The following is a 16,997-nucleotide window of genomic DNA, read 5'->3' as shown; positions in this document are numbered from 1 at the left end:
GGGGGATACATCATTGAAAAAAATTATAGGTATATTAATTTGTGCATTTATGATTACAACACTAGGAACGGTATTAAATATTAAGTATGAAAAATATAAAGAACACAAAGCTATACAAGCCTTGAAAAGTAAGAAAATAGAATTAAAGACTGTAAAATATAATAATGGTTTTGAAGATTTAATGCCTTTAAAAAATATATTAAAAGATAAAAAAATTGTTGCTATGGGAGAAGCAACTCATGGAACAAAAGAATTTTTCCAAATGAAGCATAGAATGTTTCAGTTTCTCGTTGAAGAGATGGATTATAATATTTTTGGTATAGAAGCATCTATGCCTGATTGTGTAAAAATAAATGATTATATTTTGTATGAAAAGGGAGATGCAAAAGAAGCTGTAGCGGCAATGAATTTTTGGACATGGAACACTAAAGAAGTGTTAGAAATGGTAGAGTGGATGAGAGAATATAATAAAGCTCATGAAAATAAAATTAAATTTTATGGTTTCGATATGCAATCAAGTAGTTTGGCAGCTACAAATGTTATAGATTATTTAAAAAATGTAGATCCAGATTATGAAGTCAAATTTCACTCTAAACTTGAGGAATTTAATGATAAAAAACTAGATTATGTTGTAGAGAAAAAACTGCCTATTAATGATATCAAAGAAATAATAAATAATTGTGATAAAAAAAAGGATGAATATATTAAAAAATCTTCAAAAGAAAAATATGAAATAAACAATCAAAATTTGAAAATCATATGTGAGTTTTATGATATTTTTGGTGAAAAAAGTAGTGATTTTGAAAAAGAAAATAAAAGAGATAAATATATGGCAGAAAATATAAAATGGATTTTAAATCATGAAAAGGAAAATAGCAAAATTATGATATGGGCCCATAATACACATGTAGCAAAGCAAATAGATAATTTTAGTAATTTAGATAAAGAATATGAGACAGGAAATATAAAAAGAATGGGCTCTAATTTATATGACATGTATAAAGATAAAATATATATTATTGGATTTGAATTTAATAAAGGAGATTTTAATGCTGTAGTATGCAATAAGGAAACTGGAAACCGTACAGTTGAAAAATGTACACTTCCATCATCTGAGAAAGGTTCAGGAGCATATATTTTTTCAAAAATTTCACCTGTATTCTTTATAGATTTTCAATCTTGTAGTAAAGATAAATATCTATTAGACATATTATTAGCATCACAAATGTATCATGATATTGGTGCAAACTTTGTAAATGAAAAGGCTAGCTTAAAATCGCAAGTTTTAAGTGAGAGGTATGATGGATTGATATTTATAGACACTACTAGTAATGCTGAACCTAACTAGTTCTTAATAATGAAAATAAAATAGGCTAGGTATATATTATATAAGATAGAAGTGACCTAGTAAATTTATTAACAAAGGGACTGCTTAATACAAGTTGTTAGGGAAATGTTATTTTCTCTTACATTGGTTATAAGAGAAAATAAAAAAAGGAGAGAAAAATGAAAAAAATAAATTTTATTAACATACTAAACTATATAATGTTTATTATTTTAATTGTTTTATGGGGAAGTGTTTTTTTAGTTCATGGAATTGTAGGTGTTATAGCTTGGGCACTAGCTAAATTAGTTTTTGCACCTATTGGTATCATATTACTATTTTTAAATTTACTAATTTTTATTAAATGTTTAATAAGAAAAAGAAAATATGGTGCATCTATAATTTCTATTATTTTATCAATTTTTATTGCATTTCCAATACTGATGTTAATAAATGTTTTGAAAGTTGAATATCCGGCTAATATTGATAAAGTAAATCCATCAATTACAGTGAAATGGCCATTAAAGGAAAAAACTATTGTTGGATGGGGTGGAGATACTGTAGAGGTAAATTTGCCTCACTCTATATGGGGGTCTGAAAGATGGGCGTATGATTTAGTTATGGAACCGGAAAGCATAGGTAGCAAAAATATTAGTGATTACGGAATATATGATAAAGAAGTTATTTCACCAGTTTCTGGAACGATTATAGCAGCATATGATAAAGAGGAAGATATACTGCCCAATACAGAAGAATTTTTATCTATGGAAGGTAATCATGTTTATATAAAAGTAGATAAAACAGGTACTTTTTTGTTATTGAATCATTTAAAAAAGGATAGTGTGCATGTAAAAGTAGGTGACAAGGTGGAGGAAGGACAATTTATTGGAAGAGTTGGAAACACAGGCTCAACATCTGAACCACATTTGCACATACAGCATCAACGTCAAGATCCGACTAAGAATATTTGTCTGATTTTTGCAGAGGGATTACCACTTTATTTTAAGGATATAGATGGGGAAAAAATGCCACAAAAGGACTCAATTATAACACCACAAAATTAAAGATTATTATAGTGGTATTTGATTAAATCATATCTTGCAACTTTTTCTAAAGTTGTTTGTAAATATGATAATATTATGCTAATATATATAAACATATGATAAAATGATATATGTTTTTTCTAAATTTCAAATTAATACAAATTTATAGGGAAACAAGCTATAATTTGAATTTAATTAATTAGGAGCTTGCATAAGTTTTAGATTATTCAAGTTTTAAAATGAATAGTCAAAAAAGGTAACTTGGAACACTATAATAAATTAAACTTTTGAAAAAACTAAAGAAAATTTTATATATTAAGATTTGAAATAACGAACGGAGGAACTAAATTATGTCTAATTTACCAAATTGTCCAAAATGTAATTCAGAATACACTTATGAGGATGGAAGTCTTTTTGTTTGTCCAGAATGTGCTTATGAGTGGAATTTAGAATCAGAAAAAGAAAATAATGAAGATATAAAAGTTGTAAAAGATGCAAATGGAAATATCTTAAATGATGGTGATACTGTAACTGTAATTAAAGACCTTAAAGTAAAAGGAGCCTCATCATCTATAAAAATAGGTACAAAAGTAAAAAACATACGTTTAGTCGATGGGGATCATAACATTGATTGTAAAATAGATGGTTTTGGAGCTATGGAACTAAAATCTGAGTTTGTTAAAAAAGCATAATAAAATAAATAACTAAGAAAACTATCTTAATATTAAGTATTAAAGCTTTATATTAAGGTAGTTTTTGCTTTGTAAAATTTTATAAATTCATATATTTAATGTATAATTATTATTAATATTTTAATTAAGGTGTAAGGGTATAGAATATGTTTAATATAATGATAGTTGAAGATAATGAACAAATACAAAATGAAATAGCAAATATTTTAAATATTAATGGGTATAAAGCAATTAAAGAAAGAGATTTTGATGAAATTCCTAAAGCAGTTAAAGAGAAAGATCCACATTTAATTTTATTGGATATCGGTTTACCTTATAATGATGGTTTTAAAATATGTACTGAAATACGTAATTTTTCAAAAGTACCAATTATATTTGTAACAAGTAGAAACACTGATGTTGATGAACTTATGAGTATTACTTTAGGAGGGGATGATTTTATAACAAAACCATATAATACTCAAATTTTATTAGCAAGAATAAATTCAATTTTAAAAAGAGCATATCCTAATGAAAGAAATATAGAAGTTATAGAGTACAAAGGTTTAAAGCTTAATATATTAACTAGTACTATAGAAAATGAAGAGAATAGCATTGAACTTACTAAAAATGAGTTTAAAATAATACATTGTTTATTAAACAGTAAAGGAAAGATAGTATCTAGGGTAGAAATTATGGAATATTTGTGGGAGAGTGCTTTATTTATAAGTGACAACACATTAACTGTTAATATGACAAGAATAAGAAACAAGCTTCAAGATATAGGAGTGAAAGATTTTATAAAAACTAAGAGGGGACAAGGATATATGGTATGAACTTAAATGATTATTTAAAAGAACGAATAGGTATACTGTTTTTAAATATTGTAATGCTTATGGTTTTAATAATATTTTTATTTAGCGTAGGAAATACTTTTGAAGTTATAAAAGTAATAATTACTATGTGGGTACTTATATGTATTTTTTTATTTTTATATGATTATAAAAGAAAAAAGTTATATTTTAATACTATATTAAAAGTAATTAATAGTTTAGATAAAAAATATTTAATTGGTGAGATTATAGAGGAACCTTGTGATATAGTAGGAAAATTTTATTATAATTTAATGAGAGAATCTAGTAAATCTATGCTAGAAGAAATAAATTTGAGCAAGTGTGTTCAAAAGGAGTATAAAGAATATATTGAAAAATGGATTCATGAAGTTAAAACACATATTTCTGCAATAAAGCTTATTGAAGAAAATAATAGAACTAAAAATTCTTCACTAGTATTGCATGAATTAGATAATATAGATAGATTTGTAGAACAAACTTTATTTTATGCAAGAAGTGAAGAGGTAGATAAAGATTATCTAATAAGGGAAATATCATTACAAAAATGCATAAATCAAGTTATTATAAGAAATAAGCAAATGTTTATATTAAATAACATAGAAGTTGAACTAAGTGGTGTGAATAAGAATGTTTATTGTGATAGTAAATGGTTGGAATTTATAATAAATCAAGTAATAGTAAACGCCATTAAATATAGAAATAAAAATTTGCCAATAATAAAAGTATATACAAAAGATATAAGGCATGGACTTAAATTAATTATAGAGGATAATGGTATAGGCATTCCTCAAAATGAGATAAATCGTGTTTTTGAAAAAGGGTTCACAGGAGAAAAAGGAAGAAAAGGTAATAACTCTACAGGCATTGGATTATACTTGTGTAAAAAGCTAGCCTATAAATTAGGTTTAGATATATCAATAGAATCAAAAGCAAGTGAATATACAAGAGTAATTATAGTATTTCCACGAGGAAATTTTAGCTGTAATGAATTACTCCTATACTAATAGTATAGGAGTTTTTATGTTACAAAATTGTCATATATAAGTAATGTTAAATTTATTTATGATAGTAGAATTTTAGTTAAAATAATATAGAGGTGAAAATAATGGAAAAAATACTAGAAGTGAAACATATAGAAAAATATTATGGGAAAAGTGGTAATGTTGTTAAAGCTATTGATGATATAAGTTTTGATATTTCAAAGGGAGAATTTATTGGAGTTATGGGGCCTTCAGGATCAGGAAAAACTACATTGTTAAATACTATATCAACAATTGACGAGGTTAGTTCAGGCCATATTTATATAAATGGTGATGACATTACTAAAATAAATCAAAAAAATATAGCTAAATTTAGAAGAGAAAATTTAGGATTTATATTTCAAGAGTTTAATTTATTAGATACATTGAATATTCATGAAAATATAGCATTAGCTTTAACGATTAATAAATGTAAAAAAGATAACATAGATGAAAAAGTGAGAGATATTGCTACAAAATTAGGAATAGAAGATATACTTTTAAAATATCCTTATGAAGCATCCGGTGGACAAAAACAACGCTGTGCATGTGCTAGGGCATTAATAACTGATCCTAAATTAATTTTGGCTGATGAACCTACTGGAGCATTAGATTCAAGATCAGCACAACTGTTAATAGAAATGATTTCAAGTTTAAATAAAAATTTAGGGTCAACGATTTTGATGGTAACTCATGATTCTTTTACTGCAAGTTATTGTGATAGAATTTTATTTATTAAAGATGGAAAAATTTTTACTGAATTAATAAAAGGGGAAAGTAATAGAAAACAATTTTTCAATCAAATACTTGATGTTGTGGCATTACTTGGAGGAGATATAAGAGATGTACGCTAAGCTTGCAATAAATAATGGGAAACGCTCAATAAAAGATTACTTAATATATTTTATAACAATAACATTATGCGTAAGTTTATTCTATGCGTTTATGTCATTATCCAGTAGTGACTATGAATTTATAACTGAGGATTCTTATAATTTTGAAATGCTGACAGTAATATTAAAATATGTTACATATATAATTACAGCACTACTTATATTGCTTATAGGATATGTAAATAAATATATGATAAAAAGAAGGCAAAAAGAGTTTGCAACATATATATTATTAGGAGCAGAACAGAGAAATGTTGCAGTAATGTTTTTTATAGAAACATTATTTATAGGACTTATATCAGTTGGCATAGGAATTTTTATTGGTATGTTATTTTCTCAGGTAGTTACTGCATTAATATTAATAACAGCTAAACAACAACTTACATTTTCTCTTAGATTATATACAGACACTGTATTAATTACAGTTATATTCTTTTTAGCGATGTTTTGTATAATTGGTATTTTTAATATACGAAGTTTAAGTAAAGTTAAACTTATTGATATGATAAATGCTGAAAAAAGAATTGAATTTCAATTTAAAAGAGGAAAAACAGTTTATATATTGTTATTTATACTAGCTTGTGTATTTTATGTTATTTGTGGTTATTCAGTATATAAAATTTTAAAAGTTATACAGAATCCCAATAATATAAATGGATATGAAAAAATATATATGTTGGTAGGATTAATTACATTTATATTAGCGACATATGCTTTGTTTTATTCAATAGCATATATTATTATAATAGTTAAAAATCGATGGATAAATTTTAGATATGAAGGAACAAATTTATTTTTAATAGGATCTTTAGTATCAGAAATTAAAACAGCACCTATGTTAATGGCAACAACATCTATAACATTTTTAGGTGCAGCACTAAGTTTTACATTAACATTATTATTATCTCAATGGAGTTTAGGGTATTTAGAATATAGAATTCCCTTTGATATAATTATAAACAGTAATTATGCTAAATTAAGAGATATTAATGATATTAAGATTCCCAATTATAAATCTTTAGAGTTATATTTAGAAAAACAGAACTATGGTGTTAAAGAGTGTTGTGAAGTTGAAAAATATTTTTTGAAAGAAGAAGATTTTTATATAAAAGATAAAACAAAAATGTCTATATTAGCTATTAATTTAAGTGATTTTAATAAGTTAAGAACTATGTTGGGATATGAAAAAATTACGCTTAAAGACAATGAATTTACTATACAATGTGGTAAAATGATTAATGATTTAGATATAGAAAAATATATACAAGAGAACAATGTAATTAATGCACATGGAAATAATTTAAAAATAAGTAGTCATGGTTATTATAAGGATTCAATAGGAGAAGGGATATATAGCTCTTATAATGATATGCTGTTTATATTACCAGATAGTTATTGTGAAAAATTAACTTTAGCTAGTGTAGATTTCTTTGTAAACACTAATAAAAAGATTAGTTATGAAGAGGCATTGAATTTAGAAAATAAATATATTCCAAATTGGAGTAAAAATGAATATAAAGATATATTACAGGAGTATAATAATGGAGAGGTGTTACCTAATGTATCGATGACAAGAATAAAGGTTGCAGAGGTAAGTGAAATATTAAATGTAACATTGGCCATGAAAATTTTAGGAGTATATCTTGGAACAGTATTACTTATGATAAGCTTTACAGTACTTGCATTGCAGCAATTGATAGACTCAATAGAGCATAAAAGTAGATTTAATATTTTAAAGAAGCTTGGAATAGAAGAAAAAGAAGTAAATAAAATAATATTTAAACAAATATTATTTTACTTTTTACTTCCTATAATAGTATCTACTGTAGAATTTATAGTATTTATATATTATTATATGAATATATTTTTAAATCAAATGAATGTATATATAGGAGATGAAGCTTTTATTTTTAATATAGGAGTAGCATTTTTTATAATAATTATAATATATGCAAGTTATTTTTTATCAACTTATTATACGTTTAAAAGAAATATAAATGATATGGCCAAAATAAAATAAATAACTAAGAAAACTATCTTAATATAAGTATTAAAGTTTTATATTAAGGTAGTTTTTGTTTTGTAAAATATTAATCTTAGACTTTTTTATTTGACAAATAAATAAGTTTTAAAATCAATGTAAGTATACTCTAGAATACAAAACATAACTTATATAAGCTCATTTCTATATTTTAGGGTTATAAAAATTCTTACATAATTTTTTTTAGTAGATTAGTAAGTGTTAAAATTTAAAAGGTTATAGAATGTTAGAAAATTAAGAATATTAATATTGAAAAATAACTTAATGGTATAATGTAGTGAAACAAATTGAAATCTTAGTCTGTTTATGGATTTAAAATTATTTAATAGACAATATTAACTTTCGAGAGAAAAATAAATATTAGTTATATTAAATGTAGAGAATATATTAAAAGAGGAAAGTATGGTTAATGCTAAAAATTATTTTTTTATTAAAAAAGGTGGGTGAATTTTTATATATGAAGTTAAGAAAAAGTTTGAATGGAGAAGTAATAAAGGCCATTAAAATTTGTATTGCAGGATTAATAGCTGTATATCTTAGTAATATAGTGTGGTATGCAGAAGCATCTACTATGGCACTTACAATTTTTCTGCTTTTGGCATCTTATCCATCAGCATCTAGTTCAAGAGGATACTTTAAAAAAAGGTTTTTAGCAAATGTATATGCATTTTTATTAACTGCTATAATGCATCCAATATTTAAAGGAAGTTTATATGGATTGCCTATTGTATTTTTTGTAATAATTGTTACATATGATAAGTTTAATTTGAATGGGAAAATTAGTGTAGTAAGTTGTGCAGCTGGTGCATTAATACTTTATATTAGTAGTGATATAGTTGGAATAGTTGGTAGATTTGTTTCTATATTGATAGGGGGTATCATTGCAATAATTGTAAATGAACTGATTTTACCAATAAATTTAGGCGATGTAGTAGAAAGTTCTTTGATGAATATATCCAAAGATTTGTTGTTAAATATAGAGTCTTTAATAAACTCTAAAGGAGTATTTGAACAAAAATATAATAACTTTAAAACAAATTTACAAGAATTAAGTGTGAATTTAAAAACCTTAGAAAAAGACATTGATGTAATATCAGGTGGATTTCACTTAAAAAAATATAGTACTAAATTGAAAAAATATAATTATTTATATCAGGTAGATATGGCTGCAGATAATTATTTAAACACTCTTTTTAAATTTAATAAAGAAAATTTACATAGTAAAGAAAATGAACGAGAATACATAATTGAATTAACTGAAATAATATATAAAAAACATAAAAACATACTAGAAGATAAAGGTATAGGTGAAATTATAAACATAAAAATAGATCCCAATAGACTAGATATGAGCAATAATACAAATATACTAATAATAAGTAGATTGATAGAATATTTAAATAAAATAAATACATATTATTAAAGGTGTATATCAATAAATAAAAAAATAAATAGCTACCTCAATATATAATTTATTTATATGTTGAAGTAGCTATTTAAAATTTAAAAATAGTATCAGTTGGTCTATTTAGTTTAATTTTATATGACAATGGAGTTTTGCTGTAATTTGATTATTTGAGTAATTATATTGTAAATTTATTGATTTTTCTATTTTAGGGTTAAAAAAACCTAAATCTATTTTATTACTCATAGAATATGCATAGAAATTTGGTGCACATATTCCAATAAAAGCTTTTATATTGTCGTTGCCATAAGAATTAAGTTTAATAGGTAAATTTAATTCAGATGTGTTAGGAATTATTTTACTCCTAAATATTTCACGGTTATTATCTAATATAATTAATGTAGAATTATAAGATTGTGATTTAAAACTAGTAAATATGCTAAAAATATAAAAAATATATAGTTGTATGTTATAATTGTTTTAATTAAAATAATATTTAGTATAGATAATTTTAGGAGGAATTGTATGAACTTTAGTAATGTATCTGTAGCTGAAAACAATAGGGAAGAAGTACTAAGAGTAATATATAGTAGGTCATTTAAAGATATATTTTTAAACAATAATATTACTAATGTGATTATCTTTGGTAGTTTAGCTTCTGGAGAGTTTAATGAAGAGTCAGATGTAGATATTGCAGTAATTTCTCACAAAAAGATTGATTTTAATACTGAATTAAAAATTACTTTAGAGATTGAAGAGATGTTAGGAAGAAGTATAGATTTTATAGATATAAATGATGAAAATATTAATAACGCTATAAAAATAGAAGCATTAAAAAGCAAAGAAGTGGTTATTAATGATAATCTTTTAGAAGAAACATTAGAATTTTATGATAGGTTATACAGAGAAAATGAGGAATTTTGGTATATATTAGATAAGGTGGTTTTGGAGAATGAATAAAGAAAGATTAAAAAAATTAATATATGATTTAGATATTAATATGAATGAGATTAAAAAGTCTATGGAATTATTAAGAAAATATTTTAATAATCCGGACTTAAAAGATGAGTTTTCAAATAGTCTAAAATATAAATATTTGAGTCTATTCATTATATATGAAGATTTTATATCAATGCTATTAAAAGAATATAACTTGCACCAAATTGCAATATCAGTAGATGAAGCAATAAAAAAACTTAGAACAAACAATATATTAAATGATAAGCAAGCTAATTATTTTAATGCAGCAAGGTTGATTAGAAATAAGATAGGACATAGATACAAACAGCCACCTATAGAAATTATCATTGAATTTTTAGAAGATAATCAAATAATACAGGAAGAAATTTATCAGTATATAAAGGGATTTATGAATAAATAGCTTATATTTAAAAAGAAAAAATACTCTATAAGATAGATGATTAAAAAATCTATATTATGGAGTATTTTTATTTTGAATATGACATAATGGTGTCATATTTCATAGATTATACTCTAATAAAAAGTAGTTAAGGAGAATTATTTATGAATTATGAAATTGTTAATTTAGTTGAAAAACAGGTAGTAGGTTTAATAAAGGAAACCACTAATGAAAATGGTAAAGCCATTAAAGATATAGGGGAAATGTGGGAAAAATTTTTAGCAAAAGCATATTATGAAAAAATAAAAAATAGAAATAATAAAAAATTTATTGCAGTATATACAGATTACCAAGGAGATTTTACAAACCCTTATAATTTTTTAATTTGTTCTGAAGTTATTAAAAGTGATAATTTAGAATCCCCATTAGTAAGTAGAAAAATTCCAGGTGGGAAATATGCTAAATTTGTTATAAAAGGTGATGTTAAAAAATCAGTACAGGAATTTTGGAGTGAACTGTGGCAAATGAATCTAGATAGAAGATATTCTTGTGATTTTGAGGAATATCAAAATAATAGCAACGATATGGAAAATCAAGAAATCCATATTTACATTTCTTTAAATTAAGTACGTATTATATAAAATTTTTTTCCTATAATATTTAATAAGAAATAAATTATTTATAGGATGGAGCATTATAAGTTATGAGTAAAAGTGTTAGAAGAGGATATGTGCTAAAAGATGAAGAAGAATTTAGTAAAAAGAGTATTAATAAATTATATAAAGCAGGTGAGGACTTAAGATATCTTCTTAATAGAAGTTACAATATAAAAGGAAGCTCTACTTTTATAGGAAATCATTATTTGTTATCTGAAAGGCAAAGACTTTCAATAGTTAGGGGAATTTCTTCAGATAAATCAGTAGAAAATAGAAAAGCAAAAGAAATAGCTATTAATAAATTAGAAAATCAAACTGTAAATATTGATGGTTTTAATACAATAATTACGCTAGAGGTAGCATTATCTAATTCAGTAATATTAAATTGTATGGATGGCACAATAAGAGATTTAGCTGGGCTTCGTGGTACATATAAAATTATAGATAAAAGTGAATTAGCAATTAAACTTATTGGAAATATATTAGAGAATTATAAAATAAAAAAAGCTATTTTCTATTTAGACTCACCAGTTTCAAATTCAGGAAGATTAAAACTTAAAATATTAGAATTACTAAAGGATTATAATTTTCAGGTTGAAGCAAAAACAATCAATAATGTAGATACTGTATTAGAATCATCAGATTGTGTTATAACTAGTGATGCTATTATTTTAGATAAGTGTAATAGTTGGATTAATTTAAATAAGGAAATTATAAAAAATAATATGTTAAATACCATGTATGTTGATTTTGAAACTAATTTAAAAAATAATCATATATTATAATAGTAGTAGATGGATTTATATATAAGGCATAATCAAATAAATAATAGACCAAATATGCTTAGAATCTTTGGTCTTTTATTTCTTTTCATATGTCTAAATCAAAATGTTCTACTATAAAGGATGGGTATAATGAATTTAGCTAAGGATTTATACTTTAATGGTGAAATAGTAACTCCAAACAATATTAATTATAATGAAGATAGACAAGTTTGGAATAGAGCAATACAAAGATATCCAATAGCTATATTATATTGTATAAATAGAAATGATGTTATATTTGCTTTAAAATTTTGTGTTAAAAATAATTTTAAATTTAGAATTAGATCTGGTGGACACAATTATGAAGGATTTTCAATTGGTGATTGTGCAATAGTAATTGATATTAGTAGAATGAAAAAAATAAGTATAAATGAATACGATAATACTGTGACAATAGAAGCAGGTGTACAAAATAGAGAGCTTTATGAATTCTTAGGATTAAGGGGTTACCCATTTCCAGGAGGAACCTGTCCCACTGTTGGGGTAGCTGGTTATGCATTAGGTGGAGGATGGGGATTATCATGTAGATTATTTGGATTAGGTACTGATAGTTTAGTGGAAGTGCAACTTGTAGACTATAAAGGAAAAGTAATTATTGCTAACAAGAATTGCAATAGGGATTTATTTTGGGCATTAAGAGGTGCCGGTGATGGAAATTTTGGGATAGTAACATCATTAACCTTTAAATTAACACCTAAGATAAATAAGGTTACGTTATTTACAATATATTATCCCAAAAATACGGCATTAGAACAGGCAAATATTATGTATGTGTTTCAAAAAGTATATCAAAATTTAGATAGGAGAGTAAACATGAGGGCTAGTTTTTATAATTCTTCTGAAGAAGGAATAGCATCATATTTCTTTGGATTGTTCTATGGAACAGAGGAAGAATTAAAAATAATATTAAAGCCATTTCTAGTTTTACCAAAAGCTATAGCTAATTTTGAGTATACAACATTCATAGAGGCTATAAGAAAAGTCCAGGACAATTATCCTGACAGTGAGAAATTTAAATCTACAGGTAGATTTGTAAACAGGTTATATTCAAAAGAAGAATTATTAAAATTAGCATTATCTCTTCAAGAAAGAGCAAAAGGTTCAGTTTATGCTGCAATTACTTTTTATGGGTTAGGAGGAGCTGTTAAAGATAAAGGAAAGCATGAGACAGCTTTTTATTATAGAGATGCTAATTATATTATGGGAATACAGTCAGTCTGGGAGAATCCAATTTATGCAGAAGAAAATAAAATATGGGTTGCCTCTAGATTAAGTTATATAAAAACTATAACGGAAGGTTTTTTTGTTAATTTCCCATATAGTCCATTAAAAAATTATGAAAAAGAATATTATGGTGGAAATGCATGTGAATTAAGGGTTGTAAAAAGAAAATATGATCCTTGTAATATATTTAATTTTCCACAGTCAATAAGATAAGAATTCTTTAAAATGATTTAATAGGTTTTATAAAAGCAGTTTTAAATCAATAAAGATATTAAGCATTAATTTTTAAATTTAACAAAACTCTTACTTGTATTAAATATGCAGGTAAGGGTTTTTTATTTTTATAAACATTGCTTAAAAATATAAAAAATTATATTTACGTAATATTTATGTAACAAAACAATGATAAAAATATTTTGTTACATAAAATCAGGAGGTGAAACATGGTATTTTCAAATACATTATTCATTTATCTATTTTTACCACTAAATCTATTAATTTATTTTTTGGTAAAGGATATAAAAGCTAAAAATATAACACTATTAGTATTTTCTCTTATTTTTTATTCGTGGGGTGAACCTAAATGGATAATATTACTTTTATTCACATCTATAATAAATTATTACGCAGGAATTTTTATTGAAAACAATAAGGATACAAAGAAATCTAAAAAATGGTTAATATACTCTATAATAATAAACTTATGTTCATTATTAATTTTTAAATATACTGCATTTATTTTTGAAAATATAAATGAATTATTTAATCTTGCAATAAAGATACCTGACATACCCTTTCCTTTAGGAATATCTTTTTATACATTTCATGTTATTTCCTATACAGTAGATGTGTACAAAGGTCATGTAAAGGCTCAAAGAAGTTACTATAAATTTTTATTATATATATCATTATATCCTCAATTAGTAGCAGGTCCAATAGTTAGATATTCTCAGGTAGAGGATGAAATAGACTACAGAGAAAGCTCTATAGACAACATAAATGATGGTATAAATAGATTTATAGTAGGACTTGGAAAAAAAGTTTTGATTGCAAATGTAGCAGGTAAGTTAGTAGAGCAATATATGAATTCAAATTTATATGATTTAACAGTAGTAGGGGCTTGGCTTGGAATTGTAATGTTTACTATTCAAATGTACTTTGATTTTTCAGGATATTCAGATATGGCAATAGGTCTTGGAAAAATATTTGGATTTAAATATTTAGAAAATTTTAATTATCCATATATATCAAAGTCAGCAACAGAATTTTGGCGAAGATGGCATATTTCTTTAGGTAGTTTTTTAGGGATTATGTTTATATTCCCTTAGGTGGAAACAAGAAAAATATGGTTACTAATTTATTTATTGTTTGGCTTTTAACAGGTATATGGCATGGCGCAAGTTGGAATTTTATCGTTTGGGGATTATATTTTGGAATAATGATATATTTTGAGAAAAAACTTATATTAAAAATACTAAATAGAATACCTAAAATAGTTAGTCACATATATCTTTTGACAGTTGTTGTTATTGGTTGGACAATATTTTATTTTACAAACTTAACAGATAGCATTAAATATTTAAAAATAATGTTTGGATTAAGCAATAATTCAATTATTAATACTGAGACAAAACTAGAAATTGTTAATAATATATTTTGGATTATATTAGCGTTAATAGGCACAACTCCTATACTTCCCTATATAAAAAGAAAAATATTAGAAAAAGATAGAGAATATATCCTAACAATATTAGTTGTAATAATTAATGTAATGATACTAATTTTATCAACAGCTATGCTAATTGGAGATAGTTATAATCCTTTCTTATATTTTAGGTTTTAAGGAGGAAAAAATGAAATTTGATTGTGAAAAAGAAAATGAAAGAAAAAATAAAATAATAAAAAAGATGCAATTAATAAATATTTTTGTATTTGCATTAATAATATTAACGTTATCCTTATGTTCAATAATAATGCCTAAAAAAACTATATCAGAAGATGAAAAAAGAGCTTTAACAAAATACCCAAAGTTTTCTTTAGAGGAAATTATGAAAGGAAAATATTTTTCACAGATAGAGAGTTTTTATAATGATACTTTTCCGTTTAGGGATAAGTTATTATCAATTGATTCCTATGTTGATGGTTTAAAGGGACTTAGAGAAGGAGACGAAGAAATAAAATTATATAAATAAAAATGAAAAAGATAGGAGAATAAATTATGAGTAAAAACATAAGAAAAATAATAGCTGTTACATTGGTGGCTATATCAGTTACTTCATTAGTAGCTTGTGGAAATAAAGAAAAGGTAGAAAAAACAGGACAAAGTAATAAAATAGCAGATTCAAAAAAGGAAGATACAAAAAATACTTCAAAGGATGATTCACAAAAAGGAGATGAAATTGCAGAAAAATCTGGTTCAATTGTGACTTTAGGTGACATGGCCTTAGAGATTTTTGGTGGTAGTAAGGAAGAAAGTGAAAAATATATAAATACAATTTCAAAACATGCTAAAAATTTAGGAAATGATGTACAAGTATATAATATGGTTGTTCCAACTCATGTTGAGTTTGCACTTCCAAGTAAATATAAGGATATGAGTAATTCTGAAAAAGAGTCTATAGATAATATTTATAAGGGCATGGACAAAAATGTAAAAACTATAGACGCTTATAGTGAATTAGAAAAACATAAAGATGAGTACATATATTTTAACACAGATCATCATTGGACATCTTTAGGAGCATATTATGCGTATACAGCCTTTGCTAAGGAAGCAGGATTTACTCCAATAAACCTGAAAGAATATGAAAAATTCACAGTAGGTGGATTTTTAGGAACGTTATACACTCAAACTAAAGATAATAAACTAAAAAATAATCCAGATACTGTAGATTATTATAAAATACCTTATGATTATCAAGTTTATAGATATGAAGAAAATGATATGGACAACCCGTTAAAAAGTAGTCTATATGCAGATTATGCAGAAGGAGTAAATGCATATTCAGTATTTTTGCATGGTGATTTTCCAGAAATAAAAATTGAAAATAAGAATGCAAAAAGTGATAAAAAAATAGTAGTAGTAAAAGAGTCTTATGGTAATGCATTTGTACCATTTTTGGTTCCAGATTATAAAGAAGTAATAGTTATAGATTCTCGTTATTATGATGGAAGTTTAAATCAGTTAGTTAAGGATAATGGTATAAATCAAGTACTATTTATTAATAATGTTTTTGCAGCTAACACAGAAACTTTAATTAATACCATAGATGGATTAAACAAGTAAATTAATAATGTAGAAATTCAATTAAGACTATATTAAAAAATATTTTTTAATATAGTCTTTTTATTTTTAGTTTAAAACAGTGAAAGTATATATAATAAACCTATTGTATTGATTTAAATTATAAAGCAAGTCATAATTTAAGTATAAATATGGGGAAAATAGGTATAAAATATGAATAATATGGTAAATGTGGGAAATATAAAAAAGAGGTTAATATTAAATATAATACTTCTAATATTAGGAATAGCAATAGTATCTTTTCTAATATTAAGTGATTTTGAAAGTTCATTGTTGCTTGGTTTAAGTTTTACATGGATTTTTATCAATCCATTTAGAATTAAAAATGATATATCAATTTTAAAGAAAAATAAAAAATAGAATACAGTGGTTTTAATAG

18 protein-coding genes are annotated in these 16,997 nt (G+C 24.5%); all 18 read left to right on the top strand.

Annotation, left to right across the window (positions count from 1 at the left end; genetic code table 11):
- Window positions 1-13 precede the first annotated feature (13 nt).
- The 18 genes from AZI32_RS01710 (at window position 14) to AZI32_RS01630 (ending at window position 16,978) form a co-directional block, all read left to right on the top strand.
- Window positions 14-1,348, top strand: a complete 1,335-nt coding sequence (locus tag AZI32_RS01710; protein WP_061994194.1) for an erythromycin esterase family protein — start codon at window positions 14-16, stop codon at window positions 1,346-1,348.
- Window positions 1,349-1,506: 158 nt separating this feature from the next.
- Entirely contained in the window at window positions 1,507-2,388 is an 882-nt protein-coding gene (locus tag AZI32_RS01705; protein ID WP_082761097.1) for a M23 family metallopeptidase, read from the top strand.
- Between the two features lie 329 nt (window positions 2,389-2,717).
- Complete coding sequence (locus AZI32_RS01700; protein ID WP_061994193.1) at window positions 2,718-3,059, top strand: zinc ribbon domain-containing protein YjdM; 342 nt, start codon at window positions 2,718-2,720, stop codon at window positions 3,057-3,059.
- A gap of 146 nt (window positions 3,060-3,205) precedes the next feature.
- The gene (locus AZI32_RS01695; protein ID WP_061994192.1) at window positions 3,206-3,874 is read left to right on the top strand and encodes a response regulator transcription factor; all 669 of its coding nucleotides are present in this window, start codon (window positions 3,206-3,208) and stop codon (window positions 3,872-3,874) included.
- Window positions 3,871-4,896: a sensor histidine kinase gene (locus AZI32_RS01690; protein ID WP_061994191.1), complete on the top strand. Its 1,026-nt coding sequence runs from the start codon at window positions 3,871-3,873 to the stop codon at window positions 4,894-4,896. The genes AZI32_RS01695 and AZI32_RS01690 overlap by 4 nt, the downstream gene beginning before the upstream one ends.
- A gap of 101 nt (window positions 4,897-4,997) precedes the next feature.
- Window positions 4,998-5,765, top strand: coding sequence for an ABC transporter ATP-binding protein (locus tag AZI32_RS01685; protein ID WP_061994190.1), 768 nt, complete (start codon window positions 4,998-5,000; stop codon window positions 5,763-5,765).
- Window positions 5,755-7,824, top strand: coding sequence for an ABC transporter permease (locus tag AZI32_RS01680; protein ID WP_061994189.1), 2,070 nt, complete (start codon window positions 5,755-5,757; stop codon window positions 7,822-7,824). Before AZI32_RS01685 ends, AZI32_RS01680 begins: the two co-directional genes overlap by 11 nt.
- A 478-nt stretch (window positions 7,825-8,302) precedes the next feature.
- A complete protein-coding gene (locus AZI32_RS01675; RefSeq protein WP_162266730.1) occupies window positions 8,303-9,268 on the top strand; it encodes an aromatic acid exporter family protein in 966 nt (321 codons plus the stop codon).
- Between the two features lie 507 nt (window positions 9,269-9,775).
- Window positions 9,776-10,210 (top strand): nucleotidyltransferase domain-containing protein, encoded by a 435-nt coding sequence (locus AZI32_RS01670; RefSeq protein ID WP_061994187.1) that lies wholly within the window; start codon window positions 9,776-9,778, stop codon window positions 10,208-10,210.
- Window positions 10,203-10,631 (top strand): hypothetical protein, encoded by a 429-nt coding sequence (locus tag AZI32_RS01665; RefSeq protein WP_061994186.1) that lies wholly within the window; start codon window positions 10,203-10,205, stop codon window positions 10,629-10,631. The genes AZI32_RS01670 and AZI32_RS01665 overlap by 8 nt, the downstream gene beginning before the upstream one ends.
- Window positions 10,632-10,774: 143 nt before the next feature.
- Complete coding sequence (locus AZI32_RS01660; RefSeq protein WP_061994185.1) at window positions 10,775-11,236, top strand: GyrI-like domain-containing protein; 462 nt, start codon at window positions 10,775-10,777, stop codon at window positions 11,234-11,236.
- A 77-nt stretch (window positions 11,237-11,313) separates the two neighbouring features.
- Complete coding sequence (locus tag AZI32_RS01655) at window positions 11,314-12,051, top strand: DUF434 domain-containing protein (protein ID WP_061994184.1); 738 nt, start codon at window positions 11,314-11,316, stop codon at window positions 12,049-12,051.
- A 129-nt stretch (window positions 12,052-12,180) separates the two neighbouring features.
- Entirely contained in the window at window positions 12,181-13,527 is a 1,347-nt protein-coding gene (locus AZI32_RS01650; RefSeq protein ID WP_061994183.1) for an FAD-binding oxidoreductase, read from the top strand.
- 230 nt (window positions 13,528-13,757) lie between these two features.
- Window positions 13,758-14,642 carry an MBOAT family O-acyltransferase gene (locus tag AZI32_RS19090; protein ID WP_345968946.1) on the top strand — a complete coding sequence of 295 codons (885 nt, stop codon included), beginning with the start codon at window positions 13,758-13,760 and terminating at the stop codon, window positions 14,640-14,642.
- A 17-nt stretch (window positions 14,643-14,659) separates the two neighbouring features.
- Entirely contained in the window at window positions 14,660-15,157 is a 498-nt protein-coding gene (locus AZI32_RS19085) for a hypothetical protein (protein WP_345968945.1), read from the top strand.
- 10 nt (window positions 15,158-15,167) lie between these two features.
- Window positions 15,168-15,506 (top strand): DHHW family protein, encoded by a 339-nt coding sequence (locus tag AZI32_RS19000; RefSeq protein WP_061994182.1) that lies wholly within the window; start codon window positions 15,168-15,170, stop codon window positions 15,504-15,506.
- A gap of 26 nt (window positions 15,507-15,532) precedes the next feature.
- Window positions 15,533-16,600, top strand: coding sequence for a DHHW family protein (locus AZI32_RS01635; RefSeq protein WP_061994181.1), 1,068 nt, complete (start codon window positions 15,533-15,535; stop codon window positions 16,598-16,600).
- Window positions 16,601-16,771: 171 nt separating this feature from the next.
- Window positions 16,772-16,978, top strand: a complete 207-nt coding sequence (locus tag AZI32_RS01630; RefSeq protein WP_061994180.1) for a hypothetical protein — start codon at window positions 16,772-16,774, stop codon at window positions 16,976-16,978.
- The last annotated feature ends 19 nt before the right edge of the window (window positions 16,979-16,997 follow it).

The organism is Clostridium sp. ATCC 25772 (assembly GCF_001573875.1).
GTDB classification, from domain to species: Bacteria; Bacillota; Clostridia; order Clostridiales; family Clostridiaceae; genus Clostridium_J; species Clostridium_J senegalense.
The sequence above is the reverse complement of the archived record's forward strand: the minus strand, read 5'-3'. Positions and strand labels throughout refer to the sequence as shown.

Excerpts from the sequence above, each read along its gene's own strand:
- AZI32_RS01705 (WP_082761097.1), top strand. The coding sequence starts at position 1,507 with ATGAAAAAAATAAATTTTATTAACATACTAAACTATATAATGTTTATT.
- AZI32_RS01700 (WP_061994193.1), top strand. The coding sequence starts at position 2,718 with ATGTCTAATTTACCAAATTGTCCAAAATGTAATTCAGAATACACTTAT.
- AZI32_RS01695 (WP_061994192.1), top strand. The coding sequence starts at position 3,206 with ATGTTTAATATAATGATAGTTGAAGATAATGAACAAATACAAAATGAA.
- AZI32_RS01690 (WP_061994191.1), top strand. The coding sequence starts at position 3,871 with ATGAACTTAAATGATTATTTAAAAGAACGAATAGGTATACTGTTTTTA.
- AZI32_RS01685 (WP_061994190.1), top strand. The coding sequence starts at position 4,998 with ATGGAAAAAATACTAGAAGTGAAACATATAGAAAAATATTATGGGAAA.
- AZI32_RS01680 (WP_061994189.1), top strand. The coding sequence starts at position 5,755 with ATGTACGCTAAGCTTGCAATAAATAATGGGAAACGCTCAATAAAAGAT.
- AZI32_RS01675 (WP_162266730.1), top strand. The coding sequence starts at position 8,303 with ATGAAGTTAAGAAAAAGTTTGAATGGAGAAGTAATAAAGGCCATTAAA.
- AZI32_RS01670 (WP_061994187.1), top strand. The coding sequence starts at position 9,776 with ATGAACTTTAGTAATGTATCTGTAGCTGAAAACAATAGGGAAGAAGTA.
- AZI32_RS01665 (WP_061994186.1), top strand. The coding sequence starts at position 10,203 with ATGAATAAAGAAAGATTAAAAAAATTAATATATGATTTAGATATTAAT.
- AZI32_RS01660 (WP_061994185.1), top strand. The coding sequence starts at position 10,775 with ATGAATTATGAAATTGTTAATTTAGTTGAAAAACAGGTAGTAGGTTTA.
- AZI32_RS01655 (WP_061994184.1), top strand. The coding sequence starts at position 11,314 with ATGAGTAAAAGTGTTAGAAGAGGATATGTGCTAAAAGATGAAGAAGAA.
- AZI32_RS01650 (WP_061994183.1), top strand. The coding sequence starts at position 12,181 with ATGAATTTAGCTAAGGATTTATACTTTAATGGTGAAATAGTAACTCCA.
- AZI32_RS19090 (WP_345968946.1), top strand. The coding sequence starts at position 13,758 with ATGGTATTTTCAAATACATTATTCATTTATCTATTTTTACCACTAAAT.
- AZI32_RS19085 (WP_345968945.1), top strand. The coding sequence starts at position 14,660 with ATGGTTACTAATTTATTTATTGTTTGGCTTTTAACAGGTATATGGCAT.
- AZI32_RS19000 (WP_061994182.1), top strand. The coding sequence starts at position 15,168 with ATGAAATTTGATTGTGAAAAAGAAAATGAAAGAAAAAATAAAATAATA.
- AZI32_RS01635 (WP_061994181.1), top strand. The coding sequence starts at position 15,533 with ATGAGTAAAAACATAAGAAAAATAATAGCTGTTACATTGGTGGCTATA.
- AZI32_RS01630 (WP_061994180.1), top strand. The coding sequence starts at position 16,772 with ATGAATAATATGGTAAATGTGGGAAATATAAAAAAGAGGTTAATATTA.